21 protein-coding genes and 2 pseudogenes are annotated in these 16080 nt (G+C 43.6%); 9 read left to right on the top strand and 14 right to left on the bottom strand.

Annotated features, from left to right (window positions below):
• Positions 1 to 30 precede the first annotated feature (30 nt).
• From ACTNEW_RS01750 to ACTNEW_RS01730, 5 genes are all read right to left on the bottom strand, one after another.
• Positions 31 to 582, bottom strand: coding sequence for a 4'-phosphopantetheinyl transferase family protein (locus ACTNEW_RS01750; RefSeq protein ID WP_441057169.1), 552 nt, complete (start codon positions 580 to 582; stop codon positions 31 to 33).
• Positions 579 to 2405, bottom strand: coding sequence for an ATP-dependent helicase (locus ACTNEW_RS01745; protein WP_441057167.1), 1827 nt, complete (start codon positions 2403 to 2405; stop codon positions 579 to 581). Before ACTNEW_RS01745 ends, ACTNEW_RS01750 begins: the two co-directional genes overlap by 4 nt.
• A gap of 13 nt (positions 2406 to 2418) precedes the next feature.
• Positions 2419 to 3870 (bottom strand): glutamate--tRNA ligase, encoded by a 1452-nt coding sequence (gene gltX / locus ACTNEW_RS01740; RefSeq protein ID WP_441057165.1) that lies wholly within the window; start codon positions 3868 to 3870, stop codon positions 2419 to 2421.
• A 261-nt stretch (positions 3871 to 4131) separates the two neighbouring features.
• Positions 4132 to 4365, bottom strand: coding sequence for an acyl carrier protein (gene acpP / locus ACTNEW_RS01735; RefSeq protein WP_441057163.1), 234 nt, complete (start codon positions 4363 to 4365; stop codon positions 4132 to 4134).
• Positions 4366 to 4488: 123 nt separating this feature from the next.
• Positions 4489 to 5712, bottom strand: a complete 1224-nt coding sequence (locus tag ACTNEW_RS01730) for an FtsW/RodA/SpoVE family cell cycle protein (protein ID WP_441057161.1) — start codon at positions 5710 to 5712, stop codon at positions 4489 to 4491.
• Positions 5713 to 5971: 259 nt separating this feature from the next.
• On the opposite strand from ACTNEW_RS01730, the gene ACTNEW_RS01725 reads away from it, so the two are divergent.
• The 3 genes and pseudogenes from ACTNEW_RS01725 to ACTNEW_RS01715 all read left to right on the top strand — a co-directional run.
• Positions 5972 to 6286 carry a spore coat associated protein CotJA gene (locus tag ACTNEW_RS01725; protein WP_441057159.1) on the top strand — a complete coding sequence of 105 codons (315 nt, stop codon included), beginning with the start codon at positions 5972 to 5974 and terminating at the stop codon, positions 6284 to 6286.
• Entirely contained in the window at positions 6283 to 6567 is a 285-nt protein-coding gene (locus ACTNEW_RS01720; protein ID WP_441057157.1) for a spore coat protein CotJB, read from the top strand. Before ACTNEW_RS01725 ends, ACTNEW_RS01720 begins: the two co-directional genes overlap by 4 nt.
• Positions 6568 to 6663, top strand: a pseudogene (locus ACTNEW_RS01715) (manganese catalase family protein); the annotation flags it as partial.
• Between the two features lie 165 nt (positions 6664 to 6828).
• Here the strand turns inward: ACTNEW_RS01715 and ACTNEW_RS01710 are convergent.
• The 5 genes from ACTNEW_RS01710 to ACTNEW_RS01690 all read right to left on the bottom strand — a co-directional run bounded on the left by ACTNEW_RS01710 (position 6829) and on the right by ACTNEW_RS01690 (position 8904).
• Complete coding sequence (locus ACTNEW_RS01710) at positions 6829 to 7770, bottom strand: SPOR domain-containing protein (protein ID WP_441057155.1); 942 nt, start codon at positions 7768 to 7770, stop codon at positions 6829 to 6831.
• Between the two features lie 294 nt (positions 7771 to 8064).
• Complete coding sequence (locus ACTNEW_RS01705) at positions 8065 to 8247, bottom strand: hypothetical protein (protein WP_441057153.1); 183 nt, start codon at positions 8245 to 8247, stop codon at positions 8065 to 8067.
• A gap of 5 nt (positions 8248 to 8252) precedes the next feature.
• A complete protein-coding gene (locus ACTNEW_RS01700; protein WP_441057151.1) occupies positions 8253 to 8576 on the bottom strand; it encodes a sporulation initiation factor Spo0A C-terminal domain-containing protein in 324 nt (107 codons plus the stop codon).
• Positions 8557 to 8730 carry a hypothetical protein gene (locus tag ACTNEW_RS01695; RefSeq protein WP_441057149.1) on the bottom strand — a complete coding sequence of 58 codons (174 nt, stop codon included), beginning with the start codon at positions 8728 to 8730 and terminating at the stop codon, positions 8557 to 8559. Before ACTNEW_RS01695 ends, ACTNEW_RS01700 begins: the two co-directional genes overlap by 20 nt.
• Positions 8731 to 8751: 21 nt before the next feature.
• On the bottom strand, positions 8752 to 8904 hold the full coding sequence (locus tag ACTNEW_RS01690) for a hypothetical protein (RefSeq protein WP_441057147.1): 153 nt from the start codon (positions 8902 to 8904) through the stop codon (positions 8752 to 8754).
• Positions 8905 to 9046: 142 nt separating this feature from the next.
• On the opposite strand from ACTNEW_RS01690, the gene ACTNEW_RS01685 reads away from it, so the two are divergent.
• Positions 9047 to 9418: a hypothetical protein gene (locus ACTNEW_RS01685; RefSeq protein ID WP_441057145.1), complete on the top strand. Its 372-nt coding sequence runs from the start codon at positions 9047 to 9049 to the stop codon at positions 9416 to 9418.
• A gap of 157 nt (positions 9419 to 9575) precedes the next feature.
• Here the strand turns inward: ACTNEW_RS01685 and ACTNEW_RS01680 are convergent, their stop codons facing one another.
• Both ACTNEW_RS01680 and ACTNEW_RS01675 read right to left on the bottom strand, forming a co-directional pair.
• Complete coding sequence (locus ACTNEW_RS01680) at positions 9576 to 10040, bottom strand: hypothetical protein (RefSeq protein WP_441057143.1); 465 nt, start codon at positions 10038 to 10040, stop codon at positions 9576 to 9578.
• A gap of 60 nt (positions 10041 to 10100) precedes the next feature.
• Complete coding sequence (locus tag ACTNEW_RS01675; protein ID WP_441057141.1) at positions 10101 to 10682, bottom strand: antA/AntB antirepressor family protein; 582 nt, start codon at positions 10680 to 10682, stop codon at positions 10101 to 10103.
• 141 nt (positions 10683 to 10823) lie between these two features.
• Between ACTNEW_RS01675 and ACTNEW_RS01670 the strand changes: the two genes are divergently transcribed.
• The 4 genes from ACTNEW_RS01670 (at position 10824) to ACTNEW_RS01655 (ending at position 14012) form a co-directional block, all read left to right on the top strand.
• Positions 10824 to 11357 carry a helix-turn-helix domain-containing protein gene (locus ACTNEW_RS01670; protein ID WP_441057139.1) on the top strand — a complete coding sequence of 178 codons (534 nt, stop codon included), beginning with the start codon at positions 10824 to 10826 and terminating at the stop codon, positions 11355 to 11357.
• Between the two features lie 4 nt (positions 11358 to 11361).
• Complete coding sequence (locus tag ACTNEW_RS01665) at positions 11362 to 11850, top strand: hypothetical protein (RefSeq protein WP_441057137.1); 489 nt, start codon at positions 11362 to 11364, stop codon at positions 11848 to 11850.
• Positions 11851 to 11854: 4 nt separating this feature from the next.
• A complete protein-coding gene (locus tag ACTNEW_RS01660; protein WP_441057135.1) occupies positions 11855 to 12400 on the top strand; it encodes a Uma2 family endonuclease in 546 nt (181 codons plus the stop codon).
• Positions 12401 to 12569: 169 nt separating this feature from the next.
• Entirely contained in the window at positions 12570 to 14012 is a 1443-nt protein-coding gene (locus ACTNEW_RS01655; protein WP_441057133.1) for a recombinase family protein, read from the top strand.
• Between the two features lie 22 nt (positions 14013 to 14034).
• On the opposite strand, the gene sdaAA is transcribed toward ACTNEW_RS01655, so the two are convergent.
• The gene (gene sdaAA / locus ACTNEW_RS01650; protein WP_441057131.1) at positions 14035 to 14904 is read right to left on the bottom strand and encodes an L-serine ammonia-lyase, iron-sulfur-dependent, subunit alpha; all 870 of its coding nucleotides are present in this window, start codon (positions 14902 to 14904) and stop codon (positions 14035 to 14037) included.
• Positions 14905 to 15573, bottom strand: coding sequence for an L-serine ammonia-lyase, iron-sulfur-dependent subunit beta (gene sdaAB, locus ACTNEW_RS01645; RefSeq protein WP_441057129.1), 669 nt, complete (start codon positions 15571 to 15573; stop codon positions 14905 to 14907).
• A gap of 128 nt (positions 15574 to 15701) precedes the next feature.
• Between sdaAB and ACTNEW_RS01640 the strand changes: the two are divergent.
• A pseudogene (locus tag ACTNEW_RS01640) lies at positions 15702 to 16022 on the top strand (manganese catalase family protein); the annotation flags it as partial.
• Between the last annotated feature and the right edge of the window lie 58 nt (positions 16023 to 16080).

Genomic DNA, 16080 nt, shown 5'->3' with positions numbered 1-16080 from the left:
TTCTTTTGATACAGTTCCTTCCCACATGTTTCAGGGAAGTTCAATGTCCACGCGTTCCCAGCGAAGTTCCAGCGGATGTGCCGACCATACTGCACCGCTGTAGCCGGGCTCCATATCCAGCATCACATAGGCACCGCTTTCCATGCGGATGTTCCGAAGATCTTTTGACAGACCTTCTCCAGTCCACTTGATATATGCTTCCCGCAAAACCCACTGCTCAAAAAATGCTTTCTCAGGATCCGGACTGTTCTGAATTTCTTCGATCATTTTCTCCGGAACCATCCTTCTCAGCATTCTGTCCTGGTGGTTTACCGCACGATGCACCTGGATATCGATCCCGACTTCCTGTCCGGCAAAGATACATGCCACATACTTTCCGGAATGTGTGATGTTATAATGGATTCCCGGTTCCAGTGTAAAAAACGGCTTTCCATGTTCTCCCAATGCTCTCGGCTCATAGGCAAGTTTTTTGCCGTATTCCTGAAGCAGTCCCTGTTCCAGAACCTTCTCCCCGATCATATGCTCCATATTCTTATTTCTGTATTTCTCCGGAATTTCTGTAAAATAAATAACCCCATTCATCTTCCTGCCTCCTCAAGGAACCGGGATGGTTCCCGATCCTTTTCATACTGACGTTTTACATAGCATAATACCAGTTTTTTCTTTGCTCTCGTCATACCTACATAAAAAAGCCTGCGCTCTTCCTCCAGCGCTTCTTCAAGAACTGCTTTCTTATAGGGAATACTTCCTTCATTGACATTCAGAATATATACCTGATCGTATTCCAGCCCCTTGGATGCATGAAGGGTGGAAATCACCACTCCTTCTTTTCGTGTTTCCTGCTTTCTGGCCTGTTCCGCCAGCTTTTCCGTATAATCCTGAATATAGGTCTCCCACTCCTTCAGGTTCTTCATCCCTTTTGCACTTTCCATGATCCTGTCAAGTACTTCCGTCAGTTCTTCTGGTTTCATTTTACGATACATGGCATATTCCTGCAAGTATTCTTCGTATTTCATTCCCTTTCGGATGAAATTGATACATGCATAAGGAGGCATGGTACCAAGAATCCGCAAATGTGTTTCCAGAGTCGTGATCCTGTCGCACATCCAGTCTTTGTCTCTGTAATATTCCCGAAGGTCATCAAAAGAAACCTCCGGCTTTTGCAGAGCATCCCTGGAAATATATCGATTCGGTCTGTTCATGATTTCCAGAAATGTTTTTCTGCTCCGGTCGCCTGACGCCATATGCAGATATGCCAGAAGATTTCTGCAGATCCAGTGCCGAAAGAGATTGGGAAGCTGTTCCTTCATGGTAAAAGGCACCTGATATTCCATCAGCGCCCCCACCAGCCCTTCTGCTTCCTGATTCGTTCTCAAAAGGATCGCCGTATCTTCCAGGTTCTCCCCTTTTTCCAGACGTTTTTTCAATTCCTGAACAATTTCCAGATACTCTTCTCTGGGATTGGCAAATTCCCGGCATAAAACTGGTTCGCCAGTCTCATTTGGCGTAGACAGTTTCTTTTTGAAACGCTTTTTATTGCAGTCCACAACCTTCAGGGCAGTTTTCAGAATACTGTCTGTACAACGGTAATTCACATCCAGAAGAACCGTTTCCGCTTTTGGATAATCTTTTGTAAAATTCAGCATAATCTCCGGTCTTGCTCCGCGGAAATGATAAATCGACTGATCATCATCCCCGACAATAAACAGATTATCCTCCGGTTTTGCAAGGAGACGGACAATATCATACTGAAGCTGATTGATATCCTGAAACTCATCAACCAGTATATATCGGAATTTGTTCTGCCATGCTTTCAAGATATCCGGTCTTTTTTCAAACAGTTCATAACAATACAGAAGCATATCGTCAAAATCCAGTTTTCTTCTTGCCCGACAGGTTTTGCGGTATCCTTCATAAATATGGCGGAAAACTTCGTCCGGACAGCAGGAAGAATAATAATGTTCCAGAGAGATTCTGCCGCCCTTCACCACGCTGATCTCTTTTGCCACTTCTTCCGGAAAATCTCCTTCTTCCGCAAGATCTCCTCCATACTGCAGCGTCATTTCTTTCAGAATATCAAATTTCTCCTCTTCCGAAAGGATATTCGCAGCAGAAAGTCCGTATGCCTGTTTCAAAATGCCATAAAATACCCCATGAAACGTACCAAAGGTTACACCTGTACGTTCCAGACCGGTAAATTTCAAAAACCGCTCTTTCATTTCTTTGGCTGCCGCTCTGGAAAAAGTCACAACCAAAACAGAAGAAGCCGGTATCTTCCCCTCACTGATCATATATGCAGTTCGTTCCACTATCACGGAGGTTTTCCCCGAACCGGGGCCTGCCAGGACCATCATCGGTCCCGACAGGTGGGCGATTGCCCTTTTTTGAGATGGATTTCTCTTCATTCTTTTTACTCGATTACTGCTGCAGTTTTTCAACAGCAGCTTTTACACGGCGGATGGTTTCATCCTTTCCAATAATTTCCATAATTTCCGTAGCACCGGCAGGAGTCATCTGCTTACCGGATACTGCGGTACGAAGCGGCCACATCACATAACCGTTCTTGTAGCCTTTTTCTTTGACAAATTCACTCAGAGATGCATACAGAGGATCATTGGTATAATCTTCCTGCGCTTCCAGAACCGGAAGAACTTCCTGCAGCACAGCAAGAGAACTTTCCTCTGTTGTTTTCATTTTTTTGTGACGATACATGGATACATCATATTCCGGTACTTCCTCAAAGAAATCGATCAGAGCAGGAATATCCGGGAATACTTCGATTCTGGTCTGTACCATGGCAGCAATCTTTCTGAAATCATAATCTTTTTTCAGAACTTCTTTCATGTATGGAAGCGCTTTTTCATAAAAAGCATCCGGATCCATTTTCTTGATATATTCTCCATTCATCCAGCGAAGCTTGGTAATATCAAAAACTGCCGGAGATTTGCTGATATGGTGATAATCAAATGCCTCCACAAGCTCCGGAAGGCTGTAGATCTCACGGTTTTCCTGCGGACTCCATCCAAGAAGTGCCACAAAGTTTACGATTGCTTCTGTCAGAAATCCCTGATCCACCAGATCTTCATAGGAAGAATGACCGGAACGCTTGGAAAGTTTCTGATGCTCTTCATTGGTGATCAGCGGACAGTGTACATAAACCGGGATGTTCCATCCGAATGCCTCATAAATACGATTGTATTTCGGTGCAGAAGAAAGATATTCATTTCCTCTTACCACATGGGTGATTCCCATCAGATGGTCATCAATTACATTAGCGAAATTATAAGTCGGGTATCCATCAGATTTGATCAGGATCAGATCCTCCAGTTCTTCATTATTGACTGTAATATCCCCGTAGATCACATCATGAAATGTGGTGGTTCCTTCTGTCGGCATATTAAAACGGATCACATGAGGTTCCCCCGCAGCAAGGCGTCTCTCCACCTCTTCTTTCGGCAGATGCAGACAGCGCTTGTCATAAATGGAAATCTCCTTGCCTGCTACCACACGCTTCATGCTCTCCAGCTCTTCCTGCTGGCAGAAGCAATAATATGCGTCACCCTGTTCAATAAGCTGCTGCGCATATTTCAGATACATGCCGGATGCCTGACGTTCACTCTGAACATACGGTCCCACGCCGCCGTCTTTATCCGGTCCTTCGTCATGAAGCAGTCCTGTCTTCTGCAGAGTACGGTAAATAATATCCACCGCACCTTCCATATATCGTTCCTGATCCGTATCTTCAATACGAAGGATAAAATCTCCTCCTTCATGTTTCGTGATCAGATATGCATATAATGCTGTTCTCAGATTTCCGACATGCATTCTTCCTGTCGGACTCGGTGCGAATCTGGTTCTTAACTTGCTCATAATATGATTCTCCTGTTCATTTTTTGTCACATCTGTGCCCCCACAGATGTCCAATTCCGGCTTATTATAGCACCATATCTTTCAGAATGTCCATAGGTTTTCCGTAGATTACCAAATCTGCCTTTCAATCTGCAAAATGTTCCCCATCACTAAGAAGAATCAGCCGGTCTCCGGAAAAATCCCTGATAGATGTATTTACAGACAAGAGAAAAAATCTCCCCGAAGCACTGTGGCTGCAGGGAGATCCTTGTTGTTTATTTCTTAAGCTTCTACGCCTTTTTTTCTGAGATAGTTCATCACATCACCGATGGTCTCAAGATCTGTTAATTCCTCTGTCGGGATCTCCAGGTCATACTCTTCTTCCAGAGCCATAACCAGTTCAAAAAGATCAAGGGAATCTGCACCAAGATCGTCCTTAAAGGAAGTCTCCGGTGTAACATCGGTTGTATCCAGATTTAACTGTTCAGATATAATTTCTTTCATTTTCTCTAACATTGCTTTTCTCTCCTTTATCAAACATCCTGCTTTGTGATAATTTTGATGCCCAAAGTATATATGCTGCAGGGGCATTTGTCAATAGTATTTTCCATTATTTCACAGACCTTTATGTCTGGCTGATTATAACAGTCGTTCCGGCTCCTGAAATTTGATCTGTCGGGCCACGCTTAAGGCCAGCCCCATCTCGGACATCAGGAACAAAACAGAGGTTCCTCCGTAACTGATAAACGGCAGCGTTACACCGGTATTCGGCAGAATGTTCAACACTACCGCAATGTTCAGAACAACCTGCAGCGCAATATGAATAAAAATCCCGCTGACCATCAGAGAACCAAACATATCCGGAGCGTTCTGTGCAATAAAAAACAGTCTGTACAGAAGATACGCAAACAGTATAATGACAATGAGCCCTCCAAGAATTCCCAGTTCCTCGCAGACGATCGAAAAAATCATATCATTCTGCGCCTCCGGAACATTTCCCAGCTTCTGGATACTGTTGCCAAGTCCTCTTCCCAGAAGTCCTCCTGAACCGATTGCATACAGAGCCTGCAGAGTCTGATATCCATCACCTGATGCATAGGCTTCCGGATGGAGCCAGACCAGAATACGTTTGATACGGAAACTTCCGCTGGACGCAGGATCCACAAGGGCATTCAGCAAAAATACCAGTCCGACTATCAGAACAATCCCGATGATCAATAAAATCACAAATGGCCTGGTATCCGGATGCGCAACGAAAATCATTCCCGCTGTAATCCCGCAGATAATAATTGCCGTACTGAGGTTATCTGTTGCCACATATGCCACCAGTCCCAAAGCGCCTCCCATACCTGCAAGAACCATACAGGCCTTGAGAGTCCTGATCTGCTTACCCATCGCTACAATCATATAAGACAGGCAGACAACCACCGCAATCTTGGCGACTTCCGCAGGCTGGAACTGTATCGGTCCGATCTTCAGCCACCGTCTGGCACCATGTGACGTATGTCCCAGAGGTGTCCTTACCAGAAGCATCAGAACGACTGCCAGGCCATAAAGAATCGTAGTAAAATAAGTCAGGATATGGTAGTCGATCTTTGAAATCAGTATTGCAGCGATCAGACAGACAAGACTAATCACGGCCTGTTTCTTAAAATAATACATATCATCATTGTAATCCAGTTCTGCAATATAGGCACTTGTGCTGTAAAGCATAATCAGACCAAAACAGGTGAGAAGAATGATCACTGCCACAAGACTGTAATCATAATAATTCGTCGTTGGCTTTCTGGTGTTTTTCACATTTTTCTTTCCTCTGTTGATCCTGTCAAATAATGCAGTTACGGATTTTCCGGTTTTATCCATTGCATCACCCAGCTTTTCTGAAATTGACTGACAAACCTTTCTGATTGCTGTCAGCCTGTGTTGATTTTCATTATAGCATGGGGATGTTATCTGTGCAAGTTTTCACAGAACCGGTTCCTCCTGTTTTTTACACAGGAATGATAAAAATGTCTAATTATTGTAAATCCGGGAGCTGCTGTTTTCCGCAGTATGCACACCTTTCTGTTTCTATGACATAAAATATAGCGTAACTGAATTTTGCAGCAGAAAGGATTTTTTCATGGAAAATTATCAGATGGGCCGTTCTTCCGGCCGTCCTTACCGCACTACCTGCGGCATGAACAGAATGCCTTACAACGAACGTATGACACACAGATCTTGTCAAAAAGCTGCCGAATGCAGCTGCCGGATGCCCGGCACAATATCACACGAAGAAGAAATGTATTCCCACCTGAAAAGCCTGCCGCCCGCCATGGCTTACGTCCCATGCCAGACTTTCTCGAAAACCTTTGATTTAAAACATGCACTTCATGTGGGCACAATTTTCCCGGAACTTTGCAGACCATTCTGCGGAAAGCGAGGTGTCCGAAAATGATGTCCGAAAACAGATCTCTGAACCAAAAACAGCTTCTTCAGGAAATCAATGAAGTAAGCTTCGCGGTAAATGACATTCATCTCTTTCTCGATACCCACCCGTGTGACAAACAGGCAATGGATTTTTTCAAAACTGTCGCTTCCAGGCGCCGGGAACTGATGACTCTGTATGCAAGAGAATTCGGTCCTCTTACCGTCGATGACGCCCTGGAAACAGACAGCGATACCTGGAAATGGATGGAGCAGCCGTTCCCATGGGAACAGGAAGGAGGCTTAAAATAAATGTGGAATTATGAAAAACGGCTTCAGTATCCTGTCAACATCAAAACCCCGAATGCCAGGCTGGCACAATATATTATGAGTCAGTATGGGGGGCCTTACCTCTGTAACCTATAACAGGAACAGCCCGGCAAAAATTAATATTGCCAGGCTGTGAATCATTTTATCTTTTGTATTTTATACTTTTCTCTCATATAACGAGAATAACATGTATTTCACCGAATGTCTACTATTATTTGGTCACTATCTCGATAAAATTCGACATCACGCAACCTTAATAATCGCATCGAATCCGGCCTTCTTCAGCTTGTCCACCAGTTCCTGAGCCTTGTCTTTGTTCTTGAACGCTCCGGCCTGTACATAATATTTTACGGCATCGGATTCCACTTTATTTGACGTTCCTGTCTCTGTTTTCGCAGAAATGTTCTTCCCACCAATGATTCCTTCAGTCGCCGTAATCTTTCCAGATATTGTCGCCCCTGTCGCAGTCAACGCTCCTGCACTGGTTACTATAAACTTCCCAGAACCGATATTAATGCTTCCAGCGGTGACAGAGCCAAGGTTGGCACTGATGGCAGACAGGGATGTGACGTTGAGTTTGTCGGCGGTGATAGCCTTGGACGCAATCTGCGTAGCGGTGATTGTCCCTGTGTAAATCTTGCCGCCATTGATATAGGTCTTATTGCTGTCGTAGCACAGATTTGCTAAGGCAGTATCGACGGCTGAAATACTGGAATCCACATCTTCTGGAGCTGGTGTCCAGTCGGTGGCTTTGTTGCCTAGTTCGAGCTTTATTGTTCCACCTATTGAATATTTCCAATAAATTCGTATATACCCGCATTCGTCTGGAGATATTTCAGTAATTGTTACTGGATTTCCCGTTCTTTTATAGTCATTACATGAAATATATGTTTTATCGGATTTGTAATAAAAAAATCCAAGCCATTGTTCGGTTATTCCTCCATCTTTTCTCCAACATATCGTAAAAAATTCTCCACCTTTTAACTCTATAAAATCTGATGTTCTAAATTGCGAGTCTGTGGACATCATTGCGCCAGTTGATTGAGACGGATAACCATTCGTAAGCGTTTTACGGACAATCAAATTTCTTCCACCAACCTGCACGCTATCAATAATACTGCTCTTCGCGGAACTGCTAAGCCCGTCAAACGTAACAAGCCCTTGCAGATTAATCACATCTGCCACAAGGGTTGCTGTTCGATCGGTAAGGGTGAAGTCGGTCGAAGAAGTTCCGCTCTCCACAACCCAAGTGAACCTATCTGCGGTCTGTTCTGCTATTGTTTTGACGGATGCGATGGATGCGTCGGTGTCTTCTGGAGCGGGTGACCAATCTGTTGGTAAAGTGCCTTTCTCAAGCTTAAAATTTGAGATTGTAAGAGTGATTGGTGTTGTAAGAGCAATGCTTGATCCGTGACGTAACGGACGAAATGCGAAATATGTATGAGTTCCAATCTGTTCACTGGTTTTTGCAGATAAGCCTTACGGGTTGCCGCCCTGGGGCTCATTTTTTTCTTCCAGGACTCTCCAGCATCCTTTTAATCCGTTTCCGAGATGCATGTACAGGACTCCGACTTTTAATGTCTGGTTCTTGCAGATCGTTTTCTTTCTTTTTCCGCGGATCCCGGTGAAGAAATCTTCTTTGATAATTATGTAAGTGTGCATTTTTTTCACCCCCAATCCTTCACTTTCAGATACAGGCATGCGAGCAGATTTCCATTTGTCGGCTTCTGTGCTGCAGTCATGTACTTATTCAGTGAATCCAAGTTTCCATATGTAGTTGCTTTCTCAAAAGCCGTTCTTATGCATCTCTCCACCCTTGTCCAGGTCGTATCGTGCATTTCGGCAATTTTCTTATACAGAGCTGTGGTCCCGGATAAAATATAGGATTCATCCTGGGCATAAAACTCTATCGCGTCACAGATATAATGGAATCCGGATAAATTAGCCGGAACTCCCATCTCGATCAGTGCGTCAACGGTCTTCTTCCTCATTGGTTTTCTCCTTTTTGAAAAACAGCATGAACATGTAACATAAAATAGATGAGCCAAATGCAATCACAATCTTCTGTACCGTAGTTACTTCCCAGATTGGCATGTAACTCAGGATCCATCCGGCCATCAGGCTGTCGATTAAATCTCTTTTCAAGGCTTGTCCCTCCTTCCCGCCTTAGCTGGCGGTCTTCTGTACTTTTGTTCCAATCGCCTTCCCTGCTCTATTCATTGCTATAGCAACCATCTCAGCAAATCTTTCCTCTGGAATCTTTTCCTGTCCGACCCACTGCCCGTTGATTTTCACCATGCTTACTATATTTAATTGCATCAAATCACCTCCCGATATGATATGACCAACTGTTTGTACCGGTTACTCCCGTTTACGGTAGTATTGTTATTTTGTTCTGAATCTCCTATAATCTAAGTACAGGCACTGCCATGCCGAGTACATTAAGAAGAAAGGGTTTTCTATGGATAACGATTTTACAGTTTTAGCCTCGTACATTACCGCGTTGGCTGCCATTATCGCTCCAACTATTACCACTCTTATCATTTCTGTTAAGGACTATAAAATCTCAAAAATGAACCACACTATCGAAGAACGCTTGAAACTTTGTGAAAGTTTTTCCGATTCATATTCCAAGTGTCAATATGGCAATGATAAAGAAGGATTTGCCTTGGCTTTTTATAAATCATCTTTTAAATTAGCCGCTGTCTGCAAACGCAGATCTGTTCGGCGTTCTCTTTTCTCACTTGCTAATATTGTTCTTCAGGACGGTGCCTCAAAATCAACAGATAAATTATATGAACGATGCATCCGTTTACTCTCAAAAGAGTTTTAAAAATACAGGTGCATATCCAAAAAACGCTATTATTTCGCCAATTAATAATAAGCTTTTGTATAATGTTCTGTTTTCACTTACAGCACTAACAACAATTGATGATATGAGTAGGCTCGTACCAACAAAACAACAAGCTAAGCAGAAGAATTCCATAACTTCATCTCCCTCTGTATTCTTCGTAGTTTATTTCTAATTTATCGCACTCTTCCGGATGACCAGTTTCCAGATTCGCATTAAACAATTTGCATAATGGCCACCCATCTGGCCCCGTAAGAGTTGTCATCACGGGTTCCGTTACATTCTTCCCGTTAATCATCAAAATTCCCTTATCAAGATCTACCTCTAACGAACGGATTCCTATATCATTATCCATCGTTTTATCAAACGACATGTCGCCTCTGTCATTTGTGGTATACTCTGAATCTCCTTTTCTCTTCGCTCCATGCTTTGAAACAAAGCAATATTCTCCCAATGTATCTTTGGCCTTTTTCAAAACGATCGTCGACTCATCGTAGGACAATCCTTCTTCGGAGAACTTATTGATAATAAATTCGGTAAATTCTCCAATCTTTTTTCCATCAAAAATCTCTCCATTGTTCATCATAATGCTTCCAAATTCCATGCTTCCCACCTCCTCACTCCGCAAAATACTCTACTGGAACATCGAAACATGTGCTTGAATCTATTCCAGAAAGCTAATCTGCTCATATTCTGGAATCTTTACAAAGTCATCTGGGAGTCGAATGCCAAACTGTTCCGATACCATTTTGAACGCTTCACAAATCTTCCATGGCGCCGATCCCTGTTTCTCCATTCGCTTGTCCATTTCCTTGTTGAATGAAGCTATCTCGCCAAGAGATGTGGCTTTTGTTTCATATACTTTTTCCCTAGTCAGTTTCTTTGCACCATTTTCAATTCCTACGAAATAGTTTCTAGCAGCTTCACCTTTCTGGTTTTTCTGCATCATAGAAAGCTTCTTTGCGAAGCTAGCGGTAAGGCGTGCATCCTGACGTTCCTTACTAAAGTTATCTCCCGACTCGTACTTCAGTACGAACCGGAAATAATCAACATTTTCCTCTGCGAACTGATTCTCGATAATGTTTTTCTTAAACCACTTTGAATAATTACTTGGATTCAGTTCCAAAAATCCATACAACTTTGTAGCTGTTGTCATTCCCTGTTCATCTACACCAAGGGCAATCTCAATCGGTGTCTGTTTGCTGGTATCTGGTGTACTGAATACTTCGTTAAAAATATCATTCATTTAAATAGTCATTCCTTTCTTGTTGAATTTAATTCACTTCTTCAATATGGCATTATGATGAACTTGTGTCAACACTTTTTTATAATATTGTTGAATTTTTTTCACATATATGTTATAGTGTTCCCAGGAGGTGACACCCAAATGATAGAATTATACAAAAATATAAAAGAATTGCGCGAACAAAAAGGATTATCTCAAGATGAACTTGCGAAACTAACAGGATATACGAGCCGATCTTCTATCGCAAAAATTGAAAAAGGCGAAGTTGATCTTACTCGTAGTAAAATAATAGCTTTTGCAAAAGCTCTAGATACTACACCTACACAATTAATGGGATGGGAAAAAAAAGAATGGGATAAAGAATCTCAACAATTTGAGGACAAAATTAATGCTCTCTATTATCAATTACGTGGATTAGGATGGACATATGAATGGTCTAGTGATGAAGAAAGATATATTCTCTCAAATGGAATTACTTCTATCAAAATTACTCCCGATGAATACAGTTCATTGGTAGAGCAATCAGAAGAATTCTGTCGAAAGATGCTTCAGAAACTAATTTTAAAATCAAGTTCCCTGCTTGCCGCCGCCCATGAACGTACTGATATAGAAGTAACTGAAGATATGAGAAAACATGATGATGACATCATGATGGATGATTCTGAATGGGAGTGATTTTTTGACCTACGAAGAACTATTAGATACCGCAGACAATGAGGGGCTGACCGTAATGGAAAAGCCCCTGACCGGAAGTGATGGGCGAATATATAAAAATCGTATAGCCATCCGTTCAGGCATTGATACGACCGTAGAAAAATCCTGCGTTCTGGCAGAAGAGCTCGGACACTACTATACTTCTTCAGGTGATATTCTTGATCAATCCGACACTATGAACCGCAAGCAGGAATACCGTGCCAGATTATACGGATACAATCTAAAAGTCGGATTAATGGGAATTATTAACTCTTATGAATCCGGTGCACGGAACTTATATGAAATGGCTGAATATCTGGATTTCGCAGAAGAGTATCTGAAAGAAGCCATTGATTGTTATAAATCAAAATATGGTGAATTTGTAAAATTAGATAACTATATCATTTACTTTATTCCGTATTTTGCTGTTATGAAAATAGCTACCAAGCCAATACTCTATACAGAAAGGACGTGATACCATGCCATTACCAAAGGACAAAACCTATACATCCGAAGACTACTGGAACCTTCCGGAAGGCCAGCGTGCAGAACTGATCGACGGCCGGCTTTATGATATGGCACCGCCAAGCTATGTGCATCAGAAATTAATAAGTGCCTTCACTGTAATTTTCTCAAACCATATCAAATCAAAAGGTGGATTCTGTGATGTCATCCCCGCTCCATTCGCCGTGAACCTCACTGCAAACGACGAAACTTATGTGGAGCCAGATATCAGTATCATCTGCGATAAAAGTAAAATAACAGATCACAGATGCAATGGAGCGCCAGATTTCATTGTTGAAGTAGTGTCGCCGAGCAGCCGCCGGATGGATTACAATATAAAAAATGCCAAATATGCAGAATCCGGAGTTCGAGAATACTGGATCGTAGATCCAGCAAAAGAGCGCACTACTGTTTACCGTTATGAAGAAGACGCAGCTCCCATGATCATTCCTTTTGACCAACCTGTGGTAGTTGGAATCTATGGTGATCTGCAGATAATAATCTCAGATTTACTCAAATAAAGAAAAACCGCCCCTGCGCCAACAGGAACGGCTTTACATAGATGTAACCTGTCAACCCAAAGGATGCATGGTCACACTACTTCAACACCAGTATTATACCATACATCCTTCCAAATGAACAGGGTGTATTTTTTATACCCAAAATTTCATAAAATGAAAGGGTGATATTATGCCAAAACAATCTTCTGTCCCCGATTACCGCACCGGAGCACTTTATATCAGGGTGTCTACTGACAAACAGGAGGAGTTATCTCCCGATGCCCAGAAACGTCTTCTGCTGGATTATGCAAAGAAGAATAAAATTCTGGTCAAGCCGGAGCATATTTTTATGGAAAATGGCATTTCCGGACGAAAAGCTGACAAACGTCCGAAATTTCAGCGCATGATTTCTCTGGCCAAGTCCAGGCCTTCCCCCTTCAACATGATCCTTCTCTGGAAGTTCAGCCGTTTCGCCAGGAACCAGGAAGAATCCATCGTGTACAAATCCATGCTCCGCAAACAGTGCAATGTGGATGTAGTCAGCATCACAGAGCCACTGATTGACGGTCCATTCGGCAGTCTGATCGAGCGCATCATTGAATGGATGGATGAGTACTATTCCATCAATCTGTCCGGAGAGGTTGTCCGTGGAATGACCGAAAAAGCCATGCGCGGCGGATACCAGGCTGCTCCTCCATTGGGATACAAAGCTGTAGGCGGAGGAAATCCGTTTGTCGTGGATCCGGATGAAGCACGTACGGTAAAATATATATTTGAACAGTACTGCCACTATCACAAGGAACCAACTGCAATCGCCAGACAGCTCAACGACATGGGAATCCGCACCAAACGCGGAAGCCTGTTTGAAAAGCGCAATATCGCTTATATACTGCAAAATCGATTTTACATCGGAGAGCTGGAATGGAATGGGATCAAAACACAAGGGACCCATGAGACATTTATCTCCGAAGAGCTGTTCCGGGAAGCCCAAAACACCTACACAGAAACATTCAGGCCTCAAAAACGAAGAAGTGTATCCACCTGCAGGCATTGGCTTTCCGGGCTGGTAAAATGTTCTGTCTGCGGTTCCAGCCTGTCATATAATCACTGCAGGTATCCTTTTTTTCAATGCTGGAAATATTCCAAAGGAATGCATAAAGAAAGCTCCGGCATATCTGAAAAGAATCTGATCTCCGGTGTGCTGGAATATTTTGAAAAAATCCTGAACGGAGCAGAATTCACGTTTTCTTATATTCCTCCCGAATCAGATGAGGAAACTTGTGAAGAAACGTATTATCAAATAGAACTGGAGAAGCTGTCTCAACGCGAACAGCGCATCAGATATGCTTACGAATCCGGAGTGGATTCTCTGGAAGAATATAAAGAAAACAAAACCCGCCTTCTCGAAGAACGGAAACGTCTGGAATCGCTCCTGGCAGAAATTGCACAAAAAGAAGAACCTCCAAAAGTAACCAAAGATCACTATTTGTCAAAAGTCCGCACCGTATATGACATTCTCAAAGATGATGATATTTCTTACGAAATAAAAGGAACCTTCATCCGATCTGTTGTTGAAGAAATCATTTATGATAAAAAAACGAATACCCTCACTTTTCACTTATACAGTTCCTGACAAGCTGCGATTCCCATCCTACTTACATTCCGAGTCTCTGCGCGATTTCTCTCGCTGCCGGTGTGTTGGCCACGCCTCCTTCTCCGGTTTCCCGAAGAGAAACATGCATGGACTCTCCGATTTCTTTCATAGCATCGATTACCTGATCCGGCGGAATGCGGCTAGTAATTCCTGCAAGAGCCATATCCGCACAGGAAAGCGCATTGACTGCCCCGATCACATTACGTTTCACGCAGGGTACTTCCACCAGCCCTGCGACCGGATCACAGACAAGTCCCAGAAGATTCTTCAAAGCCATTGCCGCTGCCTGAATGATCTGACTGGAATCTCCTCCGCGAAGGTGCACCAGTGCTCCCGCTGCCATAGAAGAAGCTGCCCCGATCTCCGCCTGACAGCCGCCTGCTGCCCCGGCGATAAAGGCACGGGCAGCGATCACCTGGCCGATTCCTGCTGCCGTATAAAGTGCCTCCAGAACCTTTTCATCCGGAATCTTTTTTTCTCTGTAAAGAGGAATCAGCACAGCCGGAAGAACACCGCATGCCCCTGCAGTAGGTGCCGCCACAATTCTTTTCATGCACGCATTGGACTCTCCCATCTGAAGTGCCTGAGAGATTACTTTTGCCATAAAATCTCCGCAGAGCGGTTCCTGACTTGTCCTGTATGTTTCCATCTGCGCTCCCATCCCGCCCACAAGACGGCTCTTGGAAAGCATTGTTCCTTCGTACTGATCACTGGCCTCCAGCATAGCGCTCCACATTTTTTTCATGGTGTCCACAGACTCTTCTTCTGTCACAGACCGATCATTCATATCATCCAGAAGAATCACTTTCCAAAAAGGAATACTTCGGCTGTTTCCTGTTTCTACAATTTCCTGCAAAGACTGATATGCCATTTATGCTTCCTCCCTGCTCATAAGATAGGTCACTTTTAAAATACCTTCCATTGCTTCCAGCCGTTCCATAACATCTGCAGGAATCGGCTGATCCGACTCGATCACCATAACTGCATTTCCGCCTTTTTTGTCACGGTGAAGGTTCAGCGTTGCTATGTTTACGGAATGCTGGGTCAGAAGCGTGGTAACTTCTGCCACATATCCAGGCTTGTCCTGATTGCGGACGATCAGAGTCGGACTCTCACAGGCACAGTTTACCTCAATTCCATCCAGTTTATTCAGCATAACTCTTCCGCCTCCAAGGGAAGAAGCCTGCACCTTCAGCTCCTTGCCGCTGGTTCCTCTTACCTCCAGAAAGGCAGTATTGGGATGCGCACCGGAAATCTGCATATCATGAAAAGAAAACTTTACATGTTCTTTTTCCGCTTCTTCAAAACTCCCGGGAATACGCATATCGTCCGGCTGCATTCCCAGAAGACCTGCCATCAGTGCCCGATCCGTTCCATGTCCTCTTCCTGTGGCCGCAAAAGAGCCGTGAAGTCCGATCTTCGCTTCTGCCACCGGGCTTCCCAGCAGAACCCTTGTAATATATCCGATCCGCACAGCCCCCGCCGTGTGGGAACTGGACGGACCTACCATAATCGGTCCCAAAATATCAAAGATACTCATAAATCTATTCCTCCGGGGAAATTTTTGTTGTATTTAGTATACCAAATCTTCCCCGGAAATACTATCCGCAAATGGCTGTTCCTTTGCTTTTCTCTGCTGCCAGTCCATGCGATAGGTTACGGGGATAAGGGGGACCGGATGGAGAAATTGGCGCTTCCATGCGTTACCTTTCCCAGCGATTTACCATGCCAAACCGTATGGCTTCGGCAGTACTCAACGATGTAGGTACAGAAGAACTTGCTCACCTCGAGCTGGTCTCCACCATCGTTCACCAGCTTACCAGGAATCTTTCCATGGAAGAAATTGAGAAATCCGGTTTTGGTCCATATTATATCGACCATACCGTAGGCATCTGGCCGCAGGCTGCAGGAGGAGTTCCCTTTAATGCCTGCGAATTCCAGAGCAAAGGAGATCCGATTACCGATTTGTTTGAAAATCTTGCAGCAGATGGTGCGTTCCTGTAAAAACAAAAAATCCTGACCAGAAAGAACTTGTCTTCTCAGTCAG

Origin of the sequence: Blautia sp. HCP3S3_G3 (assembly GCF_052063365.1) — a bacterium.
Lineage (GTDB): Bacteria > Bacillota > Clostridia > Lachnospirales > Lachnospiraceae > Blautia_A.
The sequence above is the reverse complement of the archived record's forward strand: the minus strand, read 5'-3'. Positions and strand labels throughout refer to the sequence as shown.